Here is a 24,717-nt window from a genome sequence, read left to right on the forward strand (position 1 = left end):
GTTTGGCGACTACACAATAACCTTTCCAGCCGTTTTCGTATCTAGTTCCCGCTAATGTGCGAAGAACCTAAAAAAAGAGGGCCCGTGGGCCCTCAAGGAAATCGATATGATAAGGTCGTGAAACTGGAGACTCTGGCCCTTGGTGCTGTGGGCCATTGACTACAGCATACTCAGCCCTGGCGATTAGATATAACGCACTCTCACTATTGCACTAATCGACTTTCCCTCTTTGAATCCCGCTCTGGGATTTTGTGTGCTTCGGTCCTGCGGATTCGACTCCAGCTGACCGGACAACAGACAAAAAAAGAGGGCCAACAGGCCCTCAAAAAAACGATATGAGATGATGATGAAACTCGGTACTCTGGGCCTTGGTGCTGTGGGCCATTGGTTACAGACTACCCAGTCTCACCCTCTTGGTATAACGGAGTGTGGCTATCGCCCTAATCGACTTTGTCGTTTTGAATGCCAGCCCGTAATTCCACCTTGCGCTCAGGGCGGTTCAAGATCACACCTCCTCCTGCCACAGTGGCTCTCCCGCCACCCAGGTTCGGGTCACCTTCATCCCTGTCCCCAATAGCACCATGTTCGCCAATGCGCCGGGCTTAAGGTGTCCCAACGCCTCCTCCATACCCAGGGCCCTGGCAGGATTGGCCGATGCCATGCGCAGTGCCTGTCCCGGCGCCACTCCCAGGCCATCGATGGCATTGAGCACCGCCTGGTTCATATCCAGCACCGAGCCCGCCAACTGGCCATCGGGCCCCTCCAATCGACACTGGTGGCGGGTGACCTGACGCCCCACCAGTTCAAAGCTCTGCTGATCACTGCCTACCGGGGGCATGGCATCGGTCACCAGCATCAGGTTGTCCTGTCCCTTGCACTTCAGCGCCAGGCGGGCCGCCCGGTAATCCATATGGTGACCGTCGAGGATGATCCCCGCCATGCTGTACTCATCCAGCAGCGCGCTGCCCACCATGCCCGGCGCCCGGGACGCCAGGGGCGACATTGCATTGAACAGATGGGTAAAGCCGACGGCGCCGGCGGCCAGGGCGGCGTCCACCTCATCGGCGCTGGCGTTGGAGTGACCCAGGAAGACGATCACTCCCAGAGAAACCAGGGTGCGGATCTCCGCCTCCGACACCACATCCGGCGCCAGGGTGATCATCTTGACCCCCAGGTCGTCCCGGGCGTAAAGCTGCCACTCCGCCTCACCGATGGGGCGCATATGCTCGGCGTTGTGCACCCCGCCCTTGGCCGGTGCCAGGTGCGGCCCTTCGAAGTGAATGCCCAGGATGCCAAAGGGGGAGCTTTGCCTGGCCCTGGCCACAGCATCCGCAGCCCGGGTCATGCTGGCCAGATCATCGGTGATCACCGTCGGCAGCATCGCCGTGGTACCAAACTGGCCATGGGCGTTGAGCACGGTCAGCACCTGGTCTGCGTCGACCGCGTCATTGATCAGCACACCGCCGCCACCATTGACCTGAAGATCCACAAAGCCCGGGGCCAGGATGCCCACCAGCTTCTCATCCCAGCGATTGCGCTCCTTGTCGATGCTGGCCACGCGGCCATTCTCCACGGTAAGTACCACGTTCTTAAACATCTGCTGGCCATCAAACAGCTGACTGACCAGGTAGCGTTTACTCATTCCTCTCCCTCCTTCAGGGGCATAAGACCGGGTGCCGGGGCCTGGCCCAGCAGCACCTCGGCCAGAGAATCGTAGCTCGCCCCCCGTCCGGGGCGATCCAGGTGATAGGCAAAGCTGGCCAGGCCCCAGTGGCACCAGGGACTGACCTGTGAAAACTCATAAGGAGCACGCAGGCTCAGGTGGACCACCGAGCGACCACAGGCTCTGGCCTGTTCCAGCAGCCGAACCAGCCGCTCGGGCTGATGGGCTTGAATCTGCGCCTGTTCGCTCAACGCTGACACATCCTCCATGCCTCCCAACTCGGCGGGGCTCTGGCGGGGTGAGATAAAACCACTGACCACCAAGTCCACCTGCTCCATCACCCTGTGAAGCTCCGCTTCAGGTTGAAGCAGACTGGCGCAACTTATCTTGAGCTCAGGCTTAAGCTCTTTCAGGGCCTGGGCCAGGGCATGGGCCTTCTCCAGGTCGGGCATCATCAGCAGCCAATGGCGATGCTCACCGGCGGGCCGGGGCAGGGTATTGGCACACAACGGGGTAATGGCGGCCGCCGCCAACTTGCGCTCCAGGGCCCGGTGAGCGTCACAGCCCAGTACTTCGACAGGGAACAGAGGCTCAGGCGTCAGCCTCCGCTTGAGATCGGCGATCCTCGCCAGGGAGCGCTGCCACTCATCAGGGTCCAGCTGGCCGCTGGCCATCGCCTCGGCCACAGCATCCATCAGGGCATCCAGCTTGGCCAGGTCCGCCTCGCAGCGGATTCGCACCGGCATCAGGGCGATGTCCACCCCGGCGGCAAAGGTGTGGATCACCGCCTGGGTCAGCGACAACCAGCCGCTGATGCCCGCCATATCCAGGGCATCGGTGATCACCACCCCGCGGTATCCCAACTCCTGCCGCAGCAAACCGGTGATGATCTTGCGGGAGAGGGTGGCCGGCACCAGATGTTGTCGGCCATCCAGGCCAGTCAGGGTGGTGTCATCCAGGGCGGGGTACTGAATGTGGGCGGTCATCACCATGGCGGGCTGGGTGTGCTCCAGTATGGCTTTGAAGGGCACCAGCTCCATTTGGTCCAGGTGTGCACGGTCGTGATCCACTCGGGGCAGGCCGGTGTGGCTGTCGCTGTGGGTATCCCCATGGCCGGGAAAATGCTTGAGGGTTGCCAGAACGCCGCCGGCGACCAGGCCCCGGGCCTGAGCCAGCCCCAGTTGCGCCACCAGCCCGGGGTCATCCCCGTAGGCGCGGACGTTGATCACCGGGTTCTGCGGGTTATTGTTCACATCGACACAGGGCGCATGGTCCACATTGATCCCCAGGGCCGACAGCTCCCGGCCCATGGCGACGGCCACCTCTTCTGCCAATTCAGGGTAAACGGAAGACGCGGCCCCCAGCGCCATGTTTCCGGCGAAGGTGGTGGTGTACGCTTTGGGTGTGCGACACACCCGTCCCCCCTCCTGATCCACAGAGATCAGCAGAGGCGTGCCCAGGGGCGAGCGCGCCGCCGCCTGCTGCAGCTGTGAGGTCAGGGCCCGAATCTGCTCCGGGTTCTCCAGGTTCTCGGAAAACAGGATCACCCCACCCAGCCCCTGGCGGGCGATCCAGTCCGCCACCGCTTTCGGCAACCGGGTCATTGGGGTGCGCGATGTGGGCGAGTCGCCAAAATAGCGCAAGTCGATCATCAACTTCTGGGCGATCTGTTGTTTCAGGTTCATCAGGTACTGATCCGCTCCTTGGGTTGAGTTAGAGTCACACCGGCATTGCCGCCAATCAAGGAGAATTGGCCACAGCCATGGATGCGCTCCCGTTTTCCTGCCCCAAACGGGTGATTTATCCACCCATTCATGGTAATTTACGCCGCCTCAGAATTAGGTGGCCGGCCCTTGCTTCTTGCCGCCACTGTCACTAGAACTTAGACACCGGTTTCCCCCCGACCCTGCTCTGCAGAGGAGGCGGCCCGGTTTTAACTTTTTTCAGGGTGGAATAAGCCATGACCCGTCGTGGAAACCTATTCATTGTATCGGCCCCCAGTGGTGCAGGTAAGTCGTCTCTCATCGGCGCCCTGCTCAAGGACAAGCCTGCGGACATGCAGGTGTCGGTCTCTCACACCACCCGAGCCCCCCGTCCCGGCGAGAGCGACGGCGTGCACTACCACTTCGTCGATAAAGAGGCGTTCAAGGCGCTGATCGATCAGGGTGCCTTCTTTGAGTGGGCCGAGGTGTTCGGCAACTACTACGGCACCTCTCGCGTCACCATCGAGCAGACCCTCGATAAAGGGATCGACGTCTTCCTGGACATCGACTGGCAGGGTGCCCGTCAGGTGAAGGCACTGATGCCCGAGGCGATCGGCATCTTTATTCTGCCCCCCTCCCGGGAGGAACTGGAGCGCCGGCTCAACAGCCGCGGCCAGGACAGCGCCGACACCATCGCCGCCCGCATGGCGGATGCGGTGGACGAGATGAGTCATTATGATGAGTACGACTATCTGATCGTCAACGAAGATTTCGACACGGCACTGGCGGATCTCTCTGCCATTGTTTTGGCCAACCGACTGCATCTGGCTGGGCAAAAATCTGTTCACGGTGATATGCTAGATGATCTGTTGGCAGGCTAGTCAACTTCATGTACACTTTTGCGTCATTTTTTTAAGCTCAAACACAGGAGTTCCTTTTCATGGCACGCGTAACTGTTGAAGACGCCGTAGATAAGATTGGCAACCGTTTTGACCTGATCCTGGTCGCCTCTCGCCGTGCGCGTCAGCTGTCTGTAAACGGCAAGGAACCGCTGGTCGAGGAGCAGAACGATAAGCCCACCGTGATCGCCCTGCGCGAAATCGAAGCGGGTCTGATCGATGCCAAGACTCTGGATGAGCAAGAGCTGCAAGCTCAGCGCGAGCAGGAAGCGGCCGAGCTGGCTGCGGTAGCTGCCATCGCTGAAGGACGCACTCTGTAATTCCAGCACCGGGGGTCGTCGTTGTATCTGTTTGAAAGCCTGAGGGAACTGGCATCCAGCTATCTGGATCCTGAGCAGGTCGAGAATCTCACTCGAGCGTATATCACCGCCAGAGATGCCCATGATGGGCAAACCCGGTCCAGCGGCGAGCCCTACATTACCCATCCGGTTGCGGTCACCCGCATCCTGGCGGAGATGCGTCTCGACTACGAGACCCTGGCCGCTGCCCTGATGCATGACGTCATCGAGGACACCGAGCTCACCAAAGAGGATCTGGCCGAACAGTTTGGTCCCTCTGTGGCAGAGTTGGTGGAGGGCGTCTCCAAGCTCGACAAGCTTAAGTTCCGCGACAAAAAGGAAGCCCAGGCGGAGAACTTCCGCAAGATGGTCCTGGCCATGGTGCAGGACATCCGGGTCATCCTGATCAAGCTCGCCGACCGCACCCACAACATGCGTACCCTGGGCTCATTGCGCCCGGACAAACGCCGCCGTATCGCCAGGGAAACCCTGGAGATCTACGCCCCCATCGCCAACCGCCTCGGCATCCATAACATCAAGAATGAGCTCGAGGACCTGGGTTTTTCCGCGCTCTACCCCATGCGCCACCGGGTGCTGCGGGACACCTTGCAGGCCGCCAGCGGTAACCGCAAGGCGATCATGAACTCCATCCGCGAGGCGATCATCGGTCGTCTGGATGAGGTCACCATCGACGGAGAGGTGTCAGGCCGGGAGAAGAACCTCTACTCCATCTACAACAAGATGGTGAACAAGGAGCTTCAGTTCCAGGAGGTGATGGACATCTACGCCTTTAGGGTGATCGTCAAGGATATCGACACCTGCTACCGGGTGCTTGGCGCCATGCACACCCTGTACAAGCCCCGCCTGGATCGCTTCAAGGATTACATCGCCATCCCCAAGGCCAACGGCTACCAGAGCCTGCACACCTCCCTCTATGGTCCCCATGGGGTGCCGGTTGAGGTGCAGATCCGCACCGAAGATATGGACCAGATGGCAGACAAGGGTGTGGCAGCCCACTGGCTCTACAAGGGCGACGCCGAGGCCAACGCCACCACCGCCCAGGTCCGTGCCCGCAAATGGATGCAAAGCCTGCTGGAGCTGCAGCAAAGTGCTGGCAACTCCTTCGAATTCATCGAAAACGTCAAAACCGATCTCTTCCCCGATGAGATCTACGTTTTCACCCCCACCGGCAAGATTCTGGAGCTGCCCCTGGGCGCCACGCCGGTGGACTTTGCCTATGCGGTCCACACCGACGTGGGCAACGGCGCCGTCGGCGCCAAGGTCAATCGCCACGCCTACCCCCTGAGCCAGCCGCTGAAATCTGGCCAGACCGTGGAGATCATCACCGCCCCGGGCGCCCGCCCCAATGCTGCCTGGCTGAACTTCGTGGTCACCGCCAAGGCCAGGGCCAAGATTCGCCACGTGCTGAAGAACCTGCAGGACAGGGACGCCACCGCCCTGGGTAAGCGGTTGCTGAACCACGCCCTGGGAGACATGACCCTGGAGGACATCTCCGCAGAGCGCATCGAGCAGGTGGTGGCCGAGTACCGTCACGACGACTTCAATGCCCTGCTGGCAGACATCGGCCTGGGCAACGCCATGAGCCTGGTCGTAGCCCAGAAGCTCAAGGGTGAGCTGGAGTCCACTGAGGGCCGCGACAAGCTGCCTATCCGTGGTGCCGAGGGGGTTCTGCTCTCCTTCGCCAAGTGCTGTCGCCCCATTCCCGGCGACGACATCGTGGCCCACGTCAGCCCCGGCAAAGGGCTGGTGGTGCACAGAGACAACTGCCGCAACATCCGTCGCGCCCGAGAGGTGGAGGCGGAGAAGTTCCTTAATGTGGAGTGGGATCAGGACAACCGGGAGGAGTACGTCACCGGCCTGAGGATGGACATCATCAATCATCAGGGGATCCTGGCCAAGCTCACCTCCATCATTGCGGCCTGCGACGCAAATATTCATAATCTCAACACCGAAGAGAAGGAGGGGCGGGTCTACACCATCACCCTGACGCTCACGGTGAAGAACCGGGTACACCTGGCCAATGTGATGCGCAAGCTGCGGGTTCAGCCGGAAGTGCTGAAAGTCGCGCGAAACCGTAACTGATAAACTCTGTGGGGACACCATGACCGACAAGCTCGTTATTGCCACCGACAAAGCTCCCGCCGCCATCGGCACCTACTCCCAGGCCATCCGCGCCGGGGACACCGTTTACATCTCCGGCCAGATCCCCCTGGTTCCAGAGACCATGGAGATGGTGGGTGACGACTTCGACTCCCAGGTCGTCCAGGTGTTCGACAACCTGAAAGCGGTCTGCGAAGCCGCCGGGGGTGACCTGCAGAAGCTGGTGAAACTGAACATCTACATGCTGGACCTGGCCAACTTCGCCAAGGTCAACGAGGTGATGGGCCAATACATCCAGCAGCCCTACCCTGCCCGTGCCGCCATCGGCGTCAAGGAGCTGCCCAAGGGCTCCCTGGTGGAGATGGATGCGGTGATGGTGCTCTAAACCAGACCCACACAGACCTATACTTTCGGGGGCGCATGGGCGCCCCCGGCTTCGTTTCTAACCTTAAGGAATCCCCATGAGCCCCGAACGCTTAGCCCGAATCAACGCCATGCTGGACAAGCGCCAGCCGGACCTGACCATCTGCATGGAGGAGGTCCACAAGCCGCACAACCTGGCGGCCATGGTGCGCACGGCCGATGCCGTTGGGGTTCATCAGGTGCACGCCATCTGGCCGGATCAGAAAACCAAGCTCTCCGGCGGCACCGCCACCGGCAGCCAGAACTGGGTCGGGCTGAAGTCCCACGCATCGATCACCGACGCCATCCAGGCGCTGCGTGAGCAGGGGATGCAGATCATCGCCACCAACCTGTCTGATACCGCCGTGGATTTCCGCGAAATCGACTACACCAAGCCCACCGCCATACTGATGGGCCAGGAGAAGTTCGGCATCACCAAGGAAGCCCTGGCCCTGGCAGATCAGGATGTGATCATCCCCATGGTGGGCATGGTGCAATCCCTGAACGTGTCGGTGGCCACCGCCCTGATGCTGTACGAAGCCCAGCGTCAGCGCCAGGAAGCAGGCATGTACGACACACGCACCCTGGACGACAGTGAGTGCCAGCGCCTGTTGTTTGAAGGTGGCCATCCCATCTTCGCCAAGATCTGCCGTCAGAAAGGGATCCCCTACCCCCGCGTCGATGAGGAGGGCCAGATCGATGCCCCCGAAGAGTGGTGGCAGAAGATCCAGATGACCAAGGACTCCTGGGAACACCTGGACGACTGACCAAGATGACAACCCGGGGAGGCGCAGCCAGCGCCTCCTCAACTCCCCTGCCCAATTGTCTGGCGGATACCAGCCGGTTTTTTGCCCACTCAGGACCACACCTACGACTTCATTTCACCGACGCAGTTAAACAGTAAAAAACAGGGTTACTCACGGGCTACTGGTCAACTCTCAACCGAACTCTCTGCTTACTCGGCGTTTTAACGCCAGAGATCACAAAAAATCAGCCCAACACGACAGCCATCAAGGTCGCCGCCACCCCAATTCGCACAATAATCACGCCATAAGCGCTTTAAAAATAGCCATTTCCTGCTATTTTCAAGTGGTTAGACCGGTTTTTCGTATTCCGTCAGGAGAGCGGAATCCATAATCCCCACCAGGCGCGTGGCACAAAAAATACAGAAGAGGGACATCTGATGGCTGAAAGTTTCAAGACTCCGGTAGAACTGCTGGATGAATGGGCCAGGGTTCAGGGCGACAAAATCTATCTGCGCCAACCTAAGCAGCGCAAACTGCACGACTACTCCTGGTGTCAGGTCCACCAGATGGCCCACCGCCTGGCCGGCGCCCTGCACAAACTGGGGTTTGAAAAAGGGGATAAGATCGCCATCCTTTCGAAGAATTGCGCCGAGTGGTTCATCACCGACCTGGCCCTGATGGTGGGTGGCTTCATCAGCGTGCCCATCTACCCCACCGCCAATGTGGACACCATCAGCTACGTGCTTGAGCACTCCGAGGCCAAGGGCATCCTGGTGGGCAAACTGGACGACGGTCCAGAGCAGGAGCCCGCCATCCCCGCCCACATCATCCGCATGGGCATGGGCTACGAAGGCATCACCACCCAGTATCATTGGCAGCAACTGCTGGAGATGGCCGATCCGCTGGACACTCACTATCCGGGCGCCGACGAGGTGATGACCGTCATCTACACCTCGGGATCCACCGGCAACCCCAAGGGCGCGGTGATGACTTTTGGTGCCTTCAGCTGGGCCGCCGATCGCCTCACCAAGCATTTGGGCGGCACCCCGAAAGACAGGGTGATCTCCTACCTGCCCCTGGCGCACATCACCGAGCGCGCCTACATCTTTGGCAGCTCCATCGCTGGCGGCGGCACCGTCTACTTCGCCGAGAGCCTGGACACCTTCGTGGAGGATGTGCAGGTGGCCAACCCCGACTTCTTCCTGTCGGTTCCCAGGCTCTGGACCCTGTTCCAGAAGAACATCATCGCCAAGGTGGGGGAGAGCAAACTCAACCTGTTGCTGAACATCCCCATACTCAACGCCTTCATCGCCCGTAAGATCCGCAAACAGCTGGGGCTGAACAACGCCCGCATCCTGGGCTGTGGTTCGGCGCCGGTATCGCCGTCCCTGCTGCACTGGTACCGCCGTATCGGCATGGACATCACCGAGGCTTGGGGCATGACCGAAAACGGTGCCTACGCCACCCTCAACTTCCCCTACCGCGCCGATAAGATCGGCAGTGTCGGTGCCCCCGGCATCGACTGTGAGGTGAAGATCGGCGACGACAATGAGCTGCTGTTCAAGAGTCCGGGCCTGTTCCGTGAGTACTACAAACAACCGGAAGCCACGGCTGAGGCCTTTGATGAAAATGGCTACTTCCGTACCGGAGACCAGGCTGAAGTGGACGAGGATGGCTACGTCACCATCACGGGTCGGGTGAAGGATAACTTCAAGACCGCCAAGGGTAAGTTTGTCGCCCCTGTGCCCCTGGAGCGTAAGCTGGCTCAGGAGAGCCGCATCGAACTGCTGTGCGTCATCGGCTCAGGCCAACCCTATCCGGTCGCCCTGGTGCAGCTCTCGGAAGCGGCCCGCGCGGAATCCCGCACCGAGGTGGAGATCGCCCTGCGCAGCATCTGCCGCCAGGTCAGCGGCACCATGGAGAGCCACTCTACCCTGGGCGGCATCCTGGTGGTAGACGAGCCCTGGACGGTGGAAAACGACGTCCTCACCCCCACCCTGAAGATCAAACGCCACGTACTGGAGAAGCGCTACGGCCCAATGATCGGCCACATGCGTGACGACACGGTGGTGTGGGAAGATCAGCTTTCCAAGGCTGCCAAGGCCAGCTAGCACCTCAAAAGAACACGGGGCCCCATGGGCCCCTTTCTGTTTCCGCCCTCTAAGGGGCTGATTCCCGTAGGCAGGACTGCTATTATCTGATCATATTTACAGTAGTTGTGGATAACAGAGTGACGGATCTGGCGGCTCTGCCCATCACCTCCCTCAAGGGTGTCGGCAGCAAAGTAGCAGAGAAATTAGCCAAAATTGGCATCGAATCGGTTCAGGACCTGCTGTTCCACCTGCCCCTGCGCTACGAAGACCGCACCCGCCTGTGGGCCATCGCCGAGCTGATGCCCGGCATCCACGGCACCGTCGAAGGGGAGATCCTCTCCAGCAAGGTCACCTACGGCCGCAAGCGAATGATGACCGTCAAGATGATGGACGCCAGCGGCAGCCTCACCCTGAGGTTCTTCAACTTCGCCATGGCTCAGAAGAACACCCTGCAGAACGGCAAGCGGATCCGCGCCTTTGGCGAGATCCGCCGCGGCCTCCATGGACTGGAGATCATCCACCCTGAATACAGCCTGCCCGGTGAGGGCAATGGCCTGGAACTGGAGGAGCGCCTCACTCCCATCTATCCCACCACCGAAGGCCTGAAGCAGCTGAGTCTGCGCAAATTGGCCGAACAGGCGGTGGATAAGCTGCACAATGCCAGGGTCCCTGAGCTGTTGCCCGACGGGCTCTACGACCAGCAGATGAGCATGGAGCAGGCCCTGGAGTACGTGCACAGGCCTCCGGCGGATGCGGATGTGGAGCTGCTGGCCGAGGGGCAACACCCGACTCAACAGCGACTGGCGATGGAGGAGCTGCTGGCGCAGAACCTCTCCATGCTGCAGCTGCGTCAGAGTGCCGATGAACACAGCGCCCTGCCGCTGACAATGGACACCGCCCTGGAAAATGACTTCCTGGCCAGGATCCCCTTCGAACCCACCGGCGCCCAGAAACGGGTGGTGGCTGAGATCCGCACCGATCTGGCCACCAGCCAGCCGATGATGCGCCTGGTTCAGGGGGATGTAGGCTCAGGGAAAACCCTGGTGGCGGCTCTGGCGGCGCTGACTGCCCTGAGCCAGGGACGTCAGGTGGCCCTGATGGCCCCCACCGAACTGTTGGCCGAACAGCATGCCCTGGCCTTTGCCAACTGGCTGGAGCCCCTGGGGTATCCGGTCGCCTGGCTGGCTGGCAAACTCAAGGGTAAGGCGCGGGAGCAGACCCTGGCTCACGTGGCCGACGGCACCGCCAAGATGATTGTCGGTACCCACGCCATCTTCCAGGATCAGGTCAGCTTCGATCATCTGGCGCTGATCATCATCGATGAGCAGCACAGATTCGGGGTACATCAGCGGCTGGAGCTGAGGGAGAAGGGGCTCAAAGAGGGCAACTACCCCCATCAACTGATCATGACCGCCACCCCCATCCCCCGGACTCTGGCGATGACCGCCTACGCGGATCTGGACACCTCCATCATCGACGAGCTGCCCCCGGGTCGAACACCGGTCACCACGGTCGCCATCGGCGACAACCGCCGTCACGAAGTGGTGGAGCGAGTGCGTCAGGCCTGCAAGGAGCAGGGCAGGCAGGCCTACTGGGTCTGTACCCTCATCGACGAATCCGAAGTGCTTCAATGCCAGGCTGCGGAGGACACCGCCGTCGAATTAGGGGAACAACTGTCTGATTTACAGGTCGGATTGGTACATGGCCGCATGAAGTCGGCTGAGAAGCAGCAGGTGATGGATCAATTCAAATCCGGCGACTTGGATCTGCTGGTGGCCACCACGGTGATCGAAGTCGGGGTGGATGTCCCCAACGCCAGCCTGATGATCATTGAAAACCCGGAGCGACTGGGCCTGGCCCAGTTGCACCAGCTCAGAGGCCGGGTCGGCCGGGGCAGCACCGCCAGTCACTGTGTGCTGCTCTACCACCCACCCCTGTCCAAGACGGCTCAGGCCCGCATCGGCGTGCTTCGCGAGAGCAACGACGGCTTCGTCATCGCCCAGCGGGATCTGGAGATTCGCGGGCCCGGCGAAGTACTGGGCACCAAACAGACCGGCCTGGCCGATCTGAAGATTGCCGACCTGGTTCGGGATGGCGCCCTCATCCCCCAGGTGAAGCGATTGGCGGAACACCTGATGCGGAAACACCCCCAAAGTGTGCAGCCGCTTATAGATAGGTGGTTAAAAGGGCGAGAGATTTATAGCCAAGCCTAGACAGCCCGGGCTAATTTTGCACAATGGAAGTCCGGGTCGGCACAGGAGTAGAGAGACCAAATGAATTCCAACGAACGCGACACCTCCAGTTCCAGCAGCAACACCCTGATGATGGGAGCAGTGGCGCTGGTGATCCTGCTCAGCGTCGGTGCCTGGGTCTACCTGGCCGGTGAGCCGGAAGCTCCCCAGGTCACCGCCGACCCCATCGAGCCGGTGATTGAGCCTGCGGTGGAGGTTCCCGCTGAGCCCCTGCCGACAGAACCCGTGGTCGAGCCTGAACCCGAACCAGAACCTGAGCCTGTGGTCGAGCCCGAGCCCGCCGTGGAGCCCGAGCCCCAGCCTGAGCCCGAGCCTGAGATCGTTCTGCCCAGCCTGGGTGAGTCCGATGATTTCGCCAAGGGGGAGCTGAACAAGCTGGCCGATGGCATGCAGCTGGGCCAGTTCCTGGTCTCCGACAGCCTGGTGCGGCGCTTCGTCAGCCTGGTGGACAACCTGGCCGAGGGCAACGTACTGCGCACCCAGGGCCCCTTTAAGAAGCTCAACGAAGAGTTCAAAGCGGTGGACGTCAATGGCCAGCTCTATCTGGACCCAGACGGCTTCCATCGTTTCGATGCCTACACCAGCTTCCTCTATCGTCTGGATGAACAGGCGCTGCGCGACAGCTACCTGCTGATGGAGCCCCTGTTTGAGCAGGCCTACGCCGAACTGGGATACAGTGATGGCTTCCGTGACCGGATGATGGACGCCATCAACCTGATGCTGGCCGCACCGGAGATGGACACCGCCCTGGCTCTGGAGAGCCACTCGGTGAACTACACCTTCCAGGATGAGCAGTTGGAGGAGATGAGCGACGCCGAGAAGCTGATGCTGCGCATGGGGCCGGATAACGCCGGCAAACTCAAGTCCACCTTGCGCCGCTTCAAGGCCGCCATGAACGACTGAGTGACACCACGATCAATAAAGCCCCGCACTGCGGGGCTTTATTGTTTCGAGGGCGGGACACACCAATGCCGTCACTCCTTGGGCGGCAGCACCGCAAACAGCGCCTCCAGGGTCAGCCCATCCGCCAGCTGTATGGTCAGGGGCACCTTGGCATTGCGCCCCTGAGCCAGGCGGGAGAGGTCCAGATCCTCGGCCTGAACCCAGGCATGGGGTGTGTCGCGCACCGGCTTGCTGTATTTGACCTCGGCCCGGGCCAGGACAATCTCCCCCGCCACCCCCTTGAGCTGCAACTCCAGCCAGACCCGTCCCCAGCCAGTCAGGGTCGCCTGGGTGTAACCGGCCCCGGCAAACAGGGTACCGTGCAGGTTGCTGCCCCGCTCAAAGCTGGCCCGGGTCTCGAATTGCTGACCATCGAAACTCACCCCCTCCACCCGCATAAAATCAGAGACCGGAATGGTCTGATGCCATGTCTGGGTCAGCCGGATCACGGCCGCGGGCAGAAGCCTGGCCATGCGCCTGTGCCCTATGGTGCCAAACAGGGTGTGCCCCGGTCCCAGGTCCCGGTAGCCCCTGGCCAGATAGAAGCCGATCTGATCCTCTCTGGATTGCAGCTCGATGACCTCCATCCCCGCCACTTCCGCAGCTTGCTCCAGGGCTGCCAGCACTCTGGCACCCAACCCCTGCCCCTGACACTCAGGCTCCACCGCCATAAAGCGGATCTGCCCTCGCCGTGGGCTGTGTCGATGCAAGCGCCCGGTCGCCACCACCCTGTCCCGCTCGTCCAGCAACACCCGGTGTATCGCCTCGGCTTCCAGCTCATCCTGCTCACTGCCCTTGGGCTGACCCCAGGGGGCTCTAAGCAGGCGGTATCTCAAATCGAGTGCCTGGGACAATTGATCTGTGGTGGGGGCGAGCAGCTTCATCGACGACCATAACCTGTTTCAGAGCAAATTAGCGGTGAGAATATCACAGTTAAACTGGACACCCTGACCCGACCAAGGCATCTTGGGCGAACCGCGGACTCAAGCTTGTGCCGCGGTGGTCGATATAACTAATAATCTGCCGCCTGTTGGAATTTGTGGGATGACTCAAGAGAACAATCGCCAGGAGTTTCTGGTATTCACCCTGGGCCCTAAGCGTGCCTTTGCCATCACGACCCTGAAAGTCAGGGAGATTGTTACCACCCGTCAATTCAACCAGATTCCGGGAAGCCACCCCTGCGTGGTGGGCACCATGCCACTGCGCGGCCACACTCTGACGGTGATCGACCTGGCCAGCGCCATCGGCATGCAACCCGATGACTGCAAACAGGTGGTGGTCTGTGAGGTACAGGGCAAGTTCTTCGGCCTGTTGGTCACCGGCATCGACACCATCCACTACTGCAACAGCGACGATGTGGCCGCCATGCCTTCCAGGCTGGGGGACTCCAGCTACAGCTCCGGTGTGATTCGCCGTGAGCACGATCTGGTTCAGGTGCTGGATCTGGAGCGCATCCTCAATGAAACCGTGGGACTTAACGCCAACAAGCGGGTGGACGACTTTGTCCTGACGCCTGAGACCCTGGCCGAGATCCGCGGCCAACGCATCCTCATCTGCGACGACTCCCGCTTCGCCCGCCGTCAGCTGGCCACGGTGCTGGAGCAGCATGGCATCGACTACCACAGTGCCCCCAATGGCCGGGCCGCCCTGGAAACCCTGCAGCGCCAGGCCAATGCGGGCCAACCCATTCAGATCCTGGTCTCCGACATCGAGATGCCGGAGCTGGATGGCTATCAGCTGGCCACTACGGTGCGAGGCGAGGAGTGCCTCAAGGAGACCTACATCATCCTGCACACCTCCCTCAACAGCGATGTCTGCCGCCGCTACACAGAAAACAGCGGCGCCAACGAGGGTCTGTGCAAGTTCGACCCGGAAGCCCTGCTGGCGGCCATCGCCCGTGGCGCCCACCAGGACTGAGTCTGGTCAGCAAAAACAGAAACGCCGCGGAGTCCGCGGCGTTTTCGTTTTCGAGCTCGGGCAGCGTGGCGCTATACCTGCAGGTGGAAGGTCACCGGCCCATCATTGGTCAGCGATACCTGCATGTCGGCGGCAAACTCTCCGGTCTCCACCTCCATCCCTGTGCTGCGACAGTAGGCAACAAACTCTTCGTACAGCGACTTGGCCTGATCCGGCTTACCGGCGCCAGAGAAGCTGGGGCGCAGCCCCTTGCCGGTGTCCGCCGCCAGGGTGAACTGACTCACCACCAGCAGCTTGCCTTCGGCCTGGCGAACGTTCAGGTTCATCTTGCCCTCCTCATCGCTGAAGATGCGGTACTTCATCACCTTGTCCGCCAGTTTGCGCATCCGCTCGCCATCATCCTGCTGCTCCACACCCAGGAGCACCAGCAATCCCCGGTCGATCTCGCCGGTGATGCGCCCTTCAACTTCCACTTTGGCGGTGGACACCCGCTGCACTAATGCGATCATCTGTTACCTCTTCTGATTCAGCGCATCAGTGTGGCGAAGAGCGCCTCGTAACTCAAGAGGCGTTAGAGATCCCCCAGTTTCACCTCTTTGGCCATGGGCTGGGCCTGAGGGAACTGTTGACGCACCAGGGCCAACCCCTGATTGGTCCAGGCCATGAAGCGGGTCAGTTCCAGCAGGCTGATCTCATTCACAAAGGTGGCAGAACCGCGCACCTCGATGGCTCGCCCCTCCTGGCGGACAATGAACTTGGCAAAATCCAGTTGCTGATTCAGTTTGCCAATCACCAGCAGCAGCTCCGGTGTCTGTGCCAGATCCGGGTGCAGCAGGTAGTACTTGGTGATCACCACCCGATCCAGGCTGTCCGGCAGCATTCTGGGCTGCAGCATAAAGTGGCTGCCGTCATACTCCACCAGCAGCCTGTCCGCCGCCGCCCGCTTCACCTGATAGGACTCCGCCTGCAAGGCCGCCAACAGTATGTCCGTGGCCTGCTCATTGGTTTTGCCGCTCAGATCGATGCGGTCCTGGGACTGACCGGTGGCCGCACAGCCCGTCACCAGCATCAACATCACAATCGCCATCCAGTGTTTCATTATTTCACGTCCTTTTGTGGTTCGGTCACGGCAAAGAACTCGGGCAGGGAGGCGGTGACCTCGGCTCCCAGCAGGAGGATCATCCAGGAAAGATAGACCCAGACGAACAGAATGGGGATCACTGCCAGGGCACCATAGATCGCCTCATAGGAGGGGAAGGTGGTGATGTACCAGGCAAAGCCACGCTTGCCCGCCTCAAACAGCAGGGCCGCCACCACGGCACCGGTCAGGGCATGGTGGAAACGCACCTGGGCATTGGGCACCAGGGAGTAGATCAGCACAAAGGCCAGCACCGACAGCAGGAAGGGCAGCTTGGCCATGAAGAAGGGCACCATTCCGGACAACCCGACGTCGGACAGCAGCTTCAGCGACACCAGGTAGGAGGTCATGGCGATGCTGGCCCCCATCAGTATCGGCCCCAGAGTCAGGATCATCCAGTACATGGAGAAGGAGTAGACCCAGCGTCGCCGCTGCTGGATTCGCCAGATCTGGTTCAGGGCCTTGTCGATGGCGGAGATCAGTGCCAGGGCCACCACCGCCAGGAATACCACCCCCACCGCGGTCATCTTGGAGGCGTTGGCGACGAATTCAGTCAGGTACTGCTGCACCACGCCACTGGCCGTGGGCACGAAGTTGGTGTAGACAAACTGCTCCACCTGCTCCTTCACCCCGACGAAACCGGGAAACGCGGAAAAGATGGACAGCACCACCGCCATCATGGGCACCAGGGAGAGCAGGGTCATGTAGGCCAGGTAGCCCGAGGTCACCTGCAGGCGGTTCTCCATGCTGCGCCGGAACAGAAAGCGAAAATAGGCGGGAATCCGCCGCCAGGGGAAGCTCTGCCACTGCAGCCGCGCCCGGGTGATGATGTTCATAGTAATCCTGTGTTTATACCGCTAACCACTCGAAAGAGGCCCACTATTCGTTCACGATTGCGCCCAGACTCACTGGCAGTGAGACGTTCGGAGTGGAGCAAATACCTAATGCACTTGGTATTATCTCTATAAATGGATCATAACACCGGGAGCGGACCTGTACAGGGTTGCGTCAGTTGACCCCGGAGTGCCCGCCCCCTATAGTGCGCCTCTCTTATACCCGGAGAGCCCCATGCCCAGCCCCAGCGCATCCAATCAGAACCTCAGCGTCTACTATGCCCTGATGTCGGCCCTGGGTTTCGCCCTGATGTCCGCCTGCGTCAAGCTGGCGAGCGCCCGGGGGATTCCTGTGCTGGAGATCGTCGCCGCCCGGGCCCTGGTCTCGGTGCTGCTCAGCTACCTGGATATCCGTCGCAAGGGGCTGGCGCCTTTGGGCAACAACAAGCCGCTGCTGTTGGCTCGGGGCGCCACCGGAGCCCTGGCGCTGATCTGCGTCTACTACGCCGTCACCACCCTACCCCTGGCGGAAGCCACCCTGCTGCAGTATCTGCACCCGGTCTTCACCGCCCTGCTGGCGTTCCACTTCCTCGGAGAACGAATCCATCGTTTTACCCTGATCTGCATCACCCTCTCCCTGGCGGGCCTGAGCGCCATGATGATGCCGGTGTGGTCCAGTCCCCACAGCCCCCTGCCCCTGCTGAGCATCGCCGCCGGCCTGGCGGGCGCCTGTGGCAGTGCCATCGCCTACATCCTGGTGAAAAAATTGAGCCGGACCGAAGACAGCTCGGTGATCATCCTCTACTTCCCCATGTTGGCCCTGCCGCTGTCGCTGGTGCTGCTGGGCAACGACCTGGTGATCCCGGACTGGCAGACTCTGGGCCTGCTGCTGTTGGTGGGGGTGTTTACCCAGGTCGGTCAGGTTGGCCTGACCAAGGCACTGCAGGGTGAAGTGGCCAACCGGGTGGTGGCCTACTCCTATGTGCAGATCCTCTTCTCCATCGCCCTGGGCTGGCTGGTGTTCGCCGAGATCCCCACCCAGTGGACCCTGATCGGGGGAGGATTGATCCTGGGCGGCGCCCTGTTCAATCTCCTGGGACGCACTCGCTAACACACTCTCCTTGCTCCAGGTTGCTTCGGTGTTAACATAACTGTCTAAACTACTGAGTTATCAGCACCCTCAGGACGAGGGAAGCAAGGAGGTTTGTATGTCCCGACAGGGTTCCGCCGGCAATGTCATCGCCGCCATCTGCAGTTTCTTCATCCCCGGCCTGGGTCAGCTGGTGCAGGGACGGATACTGCCGGCACTGTTGTTTTTCGTGTTCATCAGCTCAGGCTACTTCTTCTACTTTTTGATCGTTCCCGCGGTGATTGCCGCCGTGCTGCACCTGTGGTGCATCATCGACGCCGCCCGCTACCGCAGTTAAGGAGCTTCCATGCGTTTTCTTATCCTTGCCCTGGCCCTGATGCTCAGTGGCTGCCAATCCGCCTATTACGCCGCCGCGGAGCAGGTGGGTTACCACAAGCGTGAAATCCTCACCGATCGGGTAGAGAGCGCTCAGGAGAGCCAGAAAGAGGCCCAGGAGCAGTTCAGTTCGGCCCTGGAACAGCTGAAGACCCTGGTGGATTTCGAGGGAGGCGACCTGGAATCGGTGTACGACCAGGTGCGTGGCGAATACGAGGCCTCGGAGAAAGCCGCCAACGAGGTGTCTGAACGCATCGACGCCATCGATCATGTGGCCGGCGCCATGTTTGACGAGTGGCAGGATGAGCTGGAGCAATACCAGTCCGCCTCCCTGCGCCGCAACAGCGAAAAACAGCTGCGCTCCACCCAGCGACAGTACGACAAGATGCTCAGCAGCATGCGCCGCGCCGAAGACAAGATGGAGCCGGTGCTGGCCCGCCTGAAGGACAATGAGCTCTACCTCAAGCACAACCTCAACGCCCGTGCCGTCATTGCCATCGGCAATGAGTTCGGCGATCTCAAACAGGAGATTCAATCTCTCATAACCGAGATGAATCGTGCTATTGCCGAATCTGACGAGTTCATCCAGACCCTGGGACAATAAAGATTTGGTTTCCATGCCAAACTGTTAAATGGGTCTAAAATCCACAAATCAGCCCCTGCTTTAGCGAGCAAGGGCTGAGATACTTATGGCCATCTGAATCCATATGGATGGCCCATGTCCTTTCTCGAGTCCCTTCTTTTGCTCACCGGCTGCACCGTGGCCCTGGGCATTCTCATTACCCTGAGTCGCACGCTCGGGGCGGCCACCACTGTGCTGACCGCGGGACTGGGACTGTTGATGGCCAGAGATGCCCTGCTGCTGCTGGCCGCATTGTGCTTCCTGATGACTCTGGGTGCCGGCCGCCAGCTGATGCCCAACCGGCGGCCCTCCCGAACCCTGGATCACTTCGACCGATTACGGCAGATGACCCAGAACGCCTTCGCCGTGGCCATGGTGGTGATCGCCATCCAATACGGCTTGTACGCCATGCAGATGGAGGCGGGCAGCGTTTGGCTGACCCGGCCCAGTGTGGTGGACATCTACCTGCCGGTCACCGCCGGCATCTCGCTGCGGGCCTGGGTTGAGCAGGGTGTATTGGACCACCAGCACCCCGCCGCCCTGGTGATGTTCCTGGCGCTGATGGCCTCCGCCCTGGTGACCAAGCGCGCCTTCTGCAGCTGGATCTGCGCCGTCGGCTTTATCTCCGAGCTGATCTATCGCCGGGGTCATAAGGCGGTAAAAAGCGGAATCCGCATCCCCAACTGGCTGGACAGCGGCCTGCGCATGACCAAATATGGCGTGCTGATCTGGCTGCTGACTCTGGTGCTGGAGATCCCCTCAATCGAGCTGGCCTCCTACCTGGACAGCGACAAACACCTGATGGCGGACCTCTCCATGTGGAAGCAATTCACCCACCCCAATGTGGTGATGATGGTGCTGCTGGCGATGTTGCTGCTGCTGTCGGTGGTCAAGCGCAACGCCTTCTGCCGCTACTTCTGTCCCTATGGCGCCCTGATGGGAGCCCTCTCCCTGCTGAGCCCCTTCAAAATTCGCCGTGACCGCGCCACCTGCCTGAGGGAGAGCGAGGGCAAGGATTGTAGCAAGTGTCATCAGGCCTGCCCGTCACAGATTCCGGTGCACCGCCTGGATACGGTGAACGTGGATGAGTGCCACGCCTGCCATCGCTGTGCCCAGGCCTGCCCGCAAAAGGGCGCCTTGACCCTGTCACTGCCGGGGCGCTACCTGCCTCTGAAGCCGTCGGTGATCCTGTTCATGCTGCTGATGTTTGTCGCCGTGGTGCCGCTGCTCAGCTACCTCAGTGGTTACTGGCAGAGCAGCACCCCGGAGCAGATTCGCCAGTCCATTCTTCCTCAACTGGAAACCCTGACGCTGCTGCCCCAGGCGGAATAATCTCAGGCAAACGCCAACAATAAAAAAGGGCCGCAAATGCGGCCCTTTCTGATCCCTTGAGAGGAATTACTTCTTCGCTTCTCGGGAAGCGCGCTTACGATCGGATTCGGTCAGCAGCTTCTTACGGATGCGGATGCTCTCCGGGGTCACTTCCACCAGCTCGTCATCATCGATGAACTCCAGAGCCTGCTCCAGGGTCATCTTGATCGGCGGAGTCAGAACCTGAGCGTCGTCGGTACCGGAGGCACGGACGTTGGTCAGCTGCTTGCCCTTGAGCACGTTCACGGTCAGGTCGTTGTCACGGCTGTGGATGCCCACCACCATGCCTTCGTACACCTCAACACCGTGACCGATCATCAGACGGCCACGCTCCTGCAGGTTGAACAGGGCGTTGGTCAAGGCCTTACCGGTGGCGTTGGCGATCAGTACGCCGTTGATGCGCTGACCGATGTCGCCGCCCTTGTGAGGGCCGTACTTGAAGAAGGTGTGGTAGATCAGGCCGGTACCAGAGGTCAGAGTCATGAACTCGGTCTGGAAGCCGATCAGGCCGCGAGAAGGCATGATGAAGTCCATGCGGATACGACCCTTGCCGTCAGGGGCCATGTCGGTCAGCTCAGCCTTACGCAGACCCAGCTTCTCCATGATGCTGCCCTGGTTCTCCTCTTCCACGTCCACGGTCACGGTCTCGTAGGGTTCTTCCAGCACACCGTCAACGGTACGCAGAATCACCTCGGGGCGGGATACCGCCAGCTCGTAACCTTCACGGCGCATGTTCTCGATCAGAACACCCAGGTGCAGTTCACCACGGCCGGAGACACGGAACTTGTCCGGATCATCGGTCTCTTCCACGCGCAGGGCCACGTTGTGCACCAGCTCTTTCTGCAGACGCTCCAGAATGTTACGGGAGGTCACGTACTTGCCTTCCTGGCCGGAGAACGGGGAGGTGTTCACCTGGAAGGTCATGGTCACGGTGGGCTCGTCCACGGACAGGGCAGGCAGAGCCTCCACTTCGTTGGGGCAGCACACGGTGTCGGAGATCTTCAGCTCACCCAGGCCGGAGATGGCGATGATGTCGCCCGCCTGAGCTTCTTCAACTTCGTGACGCTCCAGACCCAGGTAACCCAGAACCTGGCCAACCTTACCGTTACGGATGGTGCCGTTGGCGCAGTTGATGGTCACCTGCTGACCCACCTTCACCTTACCGCGGCTCACGCGGCCTACGCCGATTACGCCAACGTAGGAGTTGTAGTCCAGCTGAGAGATCTGCATCTGGAAGGAACCGTCGACGTCGCCCTGGGGCGCTTCCACCTGCTCAACAATGGTTTCGAACAGGGGAGTCATGTCGGTACCGGTCTCTTCGGCGTCATGGGACGCCCAGCCGTTCAGAGCGGAGGCGTACACCACCTGGAAGTCCAGCTGCTCGTCGGTGGCACCCAGGTTGTCAAACAGGTCGAATACCTGGTCCATCACCCAGTCGGGACGGGCGCCAGGCTTGTCGATCTTGTTGATCACCACGATGGGCTTGAGGCCCTGGGCGAATGCCTTCTGGGTCACGAAGCGAGTCTGGGGCATGGGGCCCTCTTGGGCGTCCACCAGCAGCAGTACGCTGTCCACCATGGACATGACCCGCTCTACCTCACCACCGAAGTCGGCGTGTCCGGGAGTGTCCACGATGTTGATGCGGTAGTCGTTCCACTTGATGGCAGTGTTCTTAGCCAGAATGGTGATACCGCGTTCTTTTTCCAGATCGTTGGAGTCCATCACCCGCTCATCCAGCTCGGTGCGGCTCTCCAGGGTTCCGGACTGCTGCAGCAGCTTGTCTACCAGGGTGGTCTTACCGTGGTCGACGTGCGCAATGATCGCAATATTTCTTAATTTATCCAGCACTGTTCTGCCTGGCTCCATATTAGGTTGCATCAAAAAGGCGGCCATTCTACTCTGTCATCACGCATCAGGACAGTGCTTTTTTTCACCAACGGACGCAAGCCATGGACGCCGCTGCCTTATCCCGGGTGCAATGCACCAAAAATGACCACATCCTGCACCATTTCGGTGCAAATACGCGTCCTCTCACCCCCCTCTCCTGTAACAATCTCTTCATAATCAGCCACTTAATTTTTTGGCACACCTCTGGCATAAGAGGTGACAGAAACTTAGGGGCGCAATCGCCATTTGGAGGTAAATCGGATGTCTGTCGAACACGTATTGGAACTGATTAAAGAAAATGATGTGAAGTTTGTCGATCTGCGCTTCACCGATACCAAGGGTAAAGAGCAACACGTCTCCCTGCCCACCCACCAGGTGGACGAAGATTTCTTCGAAGAGGGCAAGATGTTCGACGGCTCCTCCATCGCTGGCTGGAAGGGAATCAACGAGTCCGACATGGTGCTGATGCCTGATCCTGCCACCGCGATTCTGGACCCCTTCACCGAAGAGGCGACCCTGAACATCCGCTGTGACATCATCGAGCCCACCACCATGCAGGGCTACGATCGTGACCCACGCTCCATCGCCAAGCGTGCCGAAGGCTACATGCGCTCCGCCGGTTTCGCCGACGAAGTGTTCTTCGGTCCCGAGCCTGAGTTCTTCCTGTTCGACGATGTGAAGTTCCACACCGACATGGCCGGCTCCATGTACCGCATCGATGCCGAAGAAGCCAGTTGGAACTCCGCCAAAGATTACGAAGGCGGCAACATGGGTCACCGTCCCGGCGTCAAGGGCGGCTACTTCCCAGTGGCCCCTGTGGACTCCTCCCAGGACCTGCGCTCCGCCATGTGTCTGGTGATGGAAGAGATGGGCCTGACTGTTGAAGCCCACCACCACGAAGTGGCCACTGCCGGTCAGAACGAGATCGCCACCAAGTTCAACACCATCGTTGAAAAGGCTGACGAAATTCAGATCTACAAGTACGTGGTACACAACGTTGCCCATGCCTACGGCAAGTCCGCCACCTTCATGCCCAAGCCTGTGGTCGGTGACAACGGTTCCGGCATGCACTGCCACCAGTCTCTGCTGAAAGATGGCGTCAACCTGTTCGCTGGCGACAAGTACGGCGGCCTGTCTGAGACCGCCCTGTACTACATCGGCGGCATCATCAAGCACGCCCGTGCCATCAACGCCTTTGCCAACGCGTCCACCAACTCCTACAAGCGTCTGGTTCCCGGCTTCGAAGCCCCGGTAATGCTGGCCTACTCCGCCCGTAACCGTTCCGCTTCCATCCGCATCCCTGTGGTACCCAGCCCGAAAGGCCGTCGTATCGAGGTGCGCTTCCCCGATCCAACCGCCAACCCCTACCTGGCCTTTGCGGCCATGCTGATGGCTGGCCTGGACGGCATCAAGAACAAGATCCACCCCGGCGAAGCCATGGACAAGGATCTGTATGACCTGCCTGCCGAGGAAGCCGCGGAGATCCCAACCGTTGCCGCCTCCTTCGCTCAGGCCCTGGACTGCCTGGACGCAGACCGCGAGTTCCTGACTGCCGGTGGTGTATTCTCCGATGACTACATCAACTCCTACCTGGAGCTGAAGCGCGCCGAAGTCGAGCGTCTGGACATGACCACTCACCCTGTTGAGTTCGAGATGTACTACAGCTGCTAAACCCAGTTGTCTGAGAAAGCCCGCCTTCCGGCGGGCTTTTTTGTGCCTGCTACACTGAAAAACAGAATCTTGAGGAGGAGACAAGGATGCGAACCCTCTTGCTGTTGCTGCTGTTGTGCGCCCCTGCCCAGGCCACCGTCTACCTGTGGGTGGACGCCAACGGAGTGGCTCACTACAGCGATCTGCCCCCCCATGGGCAGGCCCAACCGGTCACCATCACCCCTGGCAGCCGGGTCTCCCTGCGTTCTCCCACTTTCCCTGATCGGGAGCAATCCGCCACTCAAGCAGCGATCCCGGGCTACAGCCTGGCCATACTCAGCCCAGAGCAGGATGCCACGGTGCGCAGCAACCAAGGCAAGCTGACCATCAGGGTGGCCGCCGACCCCAAACCCGCTGCAGACCATAGCCTGCAACTGCTGGTCGACGGTCAGGCCCATCGACTTCAGGGCCATCGGCTCACCCTGAACAACCTGGACCGCGGCACCCACCAGCTGCAGGCGGTGGTGGTAGATCAGCAAGGGGCACTGCTGGCTCAAAGCCCAGCGGTCACCATCCATCTGCACCGCCAATCCAGGCTGTTTGGCAAACCTCGCCATCAGCAAACTGCTTCACCCCCTCCCATTCCCTGACTGGATAATTGGCAGGGCTCTTGCA

Annotated in this window: 22 protein-coding genes; 15 read left to right on the forward strand and 7 right to left on the reverse strand. The window is 60.5% G+C overall.

Features of this window, described 5'->3' with window-relative positions:
* Nucleotides 1-505: 505 nt before the first annotated feature.
* Together nagA and ACN0RV_RS17900 are read right to left on the reverse strand one after the other, a co-directional pair.
* Nucleotides 506-1,642, reverse strand: a complete 1,137-nt coding sequence (gene nagA / locus ACN0RV_RS17895; protein ID WP_417349763.1) for an N-acetylglucosamine-6-phosphate deacetylase — start codon at nt 1,640-1,642, stop codon at nt 506-508.
* Nucleotides 1,639-3,348 (reverse strand): glycoside hydrolase family 3 protein, encoded by a 1,710-nt coding sequence (locus ACN0RV_RS17900; RefSeq protein WP_417349765.1) that lies wholly within the window; start codon nt 3,346-3,348, stop codon nt 1,639-1,641. The genes nagA and ACN0RV_RS17900 overlap by 4 nt, the downstream gene beginning before the upstream one ends.
* A gap of 275 nt (nt 3,349-3,623) precedes the next feature.
* On the opposite strand from ACN0RV_RS17900, the gene gmk reads away from it, so the two are divergent.
* The 8 genes from gmk to ACN0RV_RS17940 all read left to right on the forward strand — a co-directional run bounded on the left by gmk (nt 3,624) and on the right by ACN0RV_RS17940 (nt 13,120).
* Nucleotides 3,624-4,247, forward strand: a complete 624-nt coding sequence (gene gmk, locus ACN0RV_RS17905) for a guanylate kinase (RefSeq protein ID WP_417349767.1) — start codon at nt 3,624-3,626, stop codon at nt 4,245-4,247.
* A gap of 59 nt (nt 4,248-4,306) precedes the next feature.
* Nucleotides 4,307-4,585 (forward strand): DNA-directed RNA polymerase subunit omega, encoded by a 279-nt coding sequence (gene rpoZ / locus ACN0RV_RS17910; protein WP_028109328.1) that lies wholly within the window; start codon nt 4,307-4,309, stop codon nt 4,583-4,585.
* 21 nt (nt 4,586-4,606) lie between these two features.
* Nucleotides 4,607-6,706: a bifunctional GTP diphosphokinase/guanosine-3',5'-bis pyrophosphate 3'-pyrophosphohydrolase gene (spoT, locus tag ACN0RV_RS17915; protein ID WP_417349770.1), complete on the forward strand. Its 2,100-nt coding sequence runs from the start codon at nt 4,607-4,609 to the stop codon at nt 6,704-6,706.
* Between the two features lie 19 nt (nt 6,707-6,725).
* On the forward strand, nt 6,726-7,109 hold the full coding sequence (locus tag ACN0RV_RS17920) for a RidA family protein (protein WP_286341080.1): 384 nt from the start codon (nt 6,726-6,728) through the stop codon (nt 7,107-7,109).
* 76 nt (nt 7,110-7,185) lie between these two features.
* On the forward strand, nt 7,186-7,893 hold the full coding sequence (trmH, locus tag ACN0RV_RS17925; RefSeq protein ID WP_417349772.1) for a tRNA (guanosine(18)-2'-O)-methyltransferase TrmH: 708 nt from the start codon (nt 7,186-7,188) through the stop codon (nt 7,891-7,893).
* Between the two features lie 416 nt (nt 7,894-8,309).
* Nucleotides 8,310-9,983 (forward strand): AMP-binding protein, encoded by a 1,674-nt coding sequence (locus tag ACN0RV_RS17930; protein WP_417349774.1) that lies wholly within the window; start codon nt 8,310-8,312, stop codon nt 9,981-9,983.
* Between the two features lie 119 nt (nt 9,984-10,102).
* Nucleotides 10,103-12,178, forward strand: coding sequence for an ATP-dependent DNA helicase RecG (gene recG / locus ACN0RV_RS17935; RefSeq protein WP_417349834.1), 2,076 nt, complete (start codon nt 10,103-10,105; stop codon nt 12,176-12,178).
* 60 nt (nt 12,179-12,238) lie between these two features.
* A complete protein-coding gene (locus ACN0RV_RS17940) occupies nt 12,239-13,120 on the forward strand; it encodes a DUF3014 domain-containing protein (protein WP_417349776.1) in 882 nt (293 codons plus the stop codon).
* A gap of 71 nt (nt 13,121-13,191) precedes the next feature.
* On the opposite strand, the gene ACN0RV_RS17945 is transcribed toward ACN0RV_RS17940, so the two are convergent.
* A complete protein-coding gene (locus ACN0RV_RS17945; RefSeq protein ID WP_417349778.1) occupies nt 13,192-14,043 on the reverse strand; it encodes a YiiD C-terminal domain-containing protein in 852 nt (283 codons plus the stop codon).
* 160 nt (nt 14,044-14,203) lie between these two features.
* Here ACN0RV_RS17945 and ACN0RV_RS17950 point away from each other — a divergent pair, with 160 nt between their 5' ends.
* Entirely contained in the window at nt 14,204-15,076 is an 873-nt protein-coding gene (locus tag ACN0RV_RS17950) for a chemotaxis protein (protein ID WP_417349780.1), read from the forward strand.
* 71 nt (nt 15,077-15,147) lie between these two features.
* On the opposite strand, the gene dtd is transcribed toward ACN0RV_RS17950, so the two are convergent.
* From dtd to ACN0RV_RS17965, 3 genes are all read right to left on the reverse strand, one after another.
* Nucleotides 15,148-15,585 (reverse strand): D-aminoacyl-tRNA deacylase, encoded by a 438-nt coding sequence (gene dtd, locus ACN0RV_RS17955; RefSeq protein ID WP_417349782.1) that lies wholly within the window; start codon nt 15,583-15,585, stop codon nt 15,148-15,150.
* Nucleotides 15,586-15,647: 62 nt separating this feature from the next.
* Nucleotides 15,648-16,175 carry a hypothetical protein gene (locus tag ACN0RV_RS17960; protein ID WP_417349784.1) on the reverse strand — a complete coding sequence of 176 codons (528 nt, stop codon included), beginning with the start codon at nt 16,173-16,175 and terminating at the stop codon, nt 15,648-15,650.
* Complete coding sequence (locus tag ACN0RV_RS17965) at nt 16,175-17,050, reverse strand: virulence factor BrkB family protein (RefSeq protein WP_417349786.1); 876 nt, start codon at nt 17,048-17,050, stop codon at nt 16,175-16,177. Before ACN0RV_RS17965 ends, ACN0RV_RS17960 begins: the two co-directional genes overlap by 1 nt.
* A 232-nt stretch (nt 17,051-17,282) precedes the next feature.
* Between ACN0RV_RS17965 and ACN0RV_RS17970 the strand changes: the two genes are divergently transcribed.
* The 4 genes from ACN0RV_RS17970 (at nt 17,283) to ACN0RV_RS17985 (ending at nt 20,466) form a co-directional block, all read left to right on the forward strand.
* Nucleotides 17,283-18,158 carry a DMT family transporter gene (locus ACN0RV_RS17970; protein WP_417349788.1) on the forward strand — a complete coding sequence of 292 codons (876 nt, stop codon included), beginning with the start codon at nt 17,283-17,285 and terminating at the stop codon, nt 18,156-18,158.
* A gap of 97 nt (nt 18,159-18,255) precedes the next feature.
* Nucleotides 18,256-18,474, forward strand: a complete 219-nt coding sequence (locus ACN0RV_RS17975) for a hypothetical protein (protein ID WP_028109316.1) — start codon at nt 18,256-18,258, stop codon at nt 18,472-18,474.
* Between the two features lie 9 nt (nt 18,475-18,483).
* Nucleotides 18,484-19,116 carry a DUF2959 domain-containing protein gene (locus ACN0RV_RS17980; protein WP_417349790.1) on the forward strand — a complete coding sequence of 211 codons (633 nt, stop codon included), beginning with the start codon at nt 18,484-18,486 and terminating at the stop codon, nt 19,114-19,116.
* A gap of 114 nt (nt 19,117-19,230) precedes the next feature.
* Nucleotides 19,231-20,466 carry a 4Fe-4S binding protein gene (locus ACN0RV_RS17985; protein WP_417349791.1) on the forward strand — a complete coding sequence of 412 codons (1,236 nt, stop codon included), beginning with the start codon at nt 19,231-19,233 and terminating at the stop codon, nt 20,464-20,466.
* Nucleotides 20,467-20,532: 66 nt separating this feature from the next.
* Here the strand turns inward: ACN0RV_RS17985 and typA are convergent, their stop codons facing one another.
* The gene (gene typA, locus ACN0RV_RS17990; protein WP_286341066.1) at nt 20,533-22,371 is read right to left on the reverse strand and encodes a translational GTPase TypA; all 1,839 of its coding nucleotides are present in this window, start codon (nt 22,369-22,371) and stop codon (nt 20,533-20,535) included.
* A gap of 282 nt (nt 22,372-22,653) precedes the next feature.
* Here typA and glnA point away from each other — a divergent pair, with 282 nt between their 5' ends.
* Together glnA and ACN0RV_RS18000 are read left to right on the forward strand one after the other, a co-directional pair.
* A complete protein-coding gene (gene glnA / locus ACN0RV_RS17995) occupies nt 22,654-24,063 on the forward strand; it encodes a glutamate--ammonia ligase (protein ID WP_417349793.1) in 1,410 nt (469 codons plus the stop codon).
* An 86-nt stretch (nt 24,064-24,149) separates the two neighbouring features.
* Entirely contained in the window at nt 24,150-24,692 is a 543-nt protein-coding gene (locus ACN0RV_RS18000) for a DUF4124 domain-containing protein (protein ID WP_417349795.1), read from the forward strand.
* Nucleotides 24,693-24,717: the final 25 nt, after the last annotated feature.

Source organism: Ferrimonas sp. (assembly GCF_048263965.1).
In the GTDB taxonomy this organism is placed as follows: Bacteria; Pseudomonadota; Gammaproteobacteria; order Enterobacterales; family Shewanellaceae; genus Ferrimonas.